Source organism: Mycobacterium sp. 852002-30065_SCH5024008, assembly GCF_001665645.1.
In the GTDB taxonomy this organism is placed as follows: Bacteria; Actinomycetota; Actinomycetes; order Mycobacteriales; family Mycobacteriaceae; genus Mycobacterium; species Mycobacterium paraffinicum.
In genome coordinates this window covers 1-716 of record NZ_LZSZ01000180.1, presented here as the reverse complement: position 1 = coordinate 716, position 716 = coordinate 1, and the positions used below count along the sequence as shown (strand labels likewise).

General features: G+C 64.8%; 1 protein-coding gene. It reads right to left on the bottom strand.

The features are described 5' to 3' along the window. On the bottom strand, positions 1-716 hold a 716-nt coding region (locus tag A5781_RS23305), incomplete at both ends, for an AMP-binding protein (RefSeq protein ID WP_156624981.1).

Here is a 716-nt window from a genome sequence, read left to right as displayed (position 1 = left end):
TATGCGATCGTCGGCAGCGTCAGATGTGTATAAGAGACAGCGACAGGCGTGGCATCGCCGAGCATGAACCCGATCCGCGCTGTGGGCAGGCCCGGGTCAATCGGCACATAAGCCGCCCCGGTCTTGAGGACCGCCAGGATCGCGATGATGGCTTGCGCGCCACGCTCCACCAGCAGCGCCACGCACTCACCCGGGCCCACCCCACGGGCAACCAGTAAGTGCGCCAACCGATTCGCGGACTCGTCCGCCTCTTGATAGGTCCAGGAGTGGTCGCCGAAAGTCAGCGCCACCGCCTCGGGCGTGCGGCCGACTTGGGCGGCAAACAACGCTGGGATCGATACCCCCGACACCGCCGGGCGGTCCAACACCGCCCGGTTACCCCAGTTATCCAGGCGGGCATGCTCATCGGCGTCGAGCACCTCGATCGAGGACAACAGCCCCAACGGGTCCGCGGTCATGTCGGCCAGCACCCGCTGGAATCGCGCGATCAGGGTGTCGATGGTGGCGGGGTTGAAGATATCGGTGCGGAACTCCACTACCCCACCGATTCCGGCCGGCTGGCCCGCTTCGGTGAAGTTCTCGGCCAGGGTGAAGGTTAAATCCATGCGCGCCGTGGAAGTTTGCACCGGTATGGGGTTGACCTGTAGATCCCCTAGGTCCACATCGGTCAGGGTGTGGTGTTGCCAGGCCAGCATGACTTGGACCAGGGGGTGATG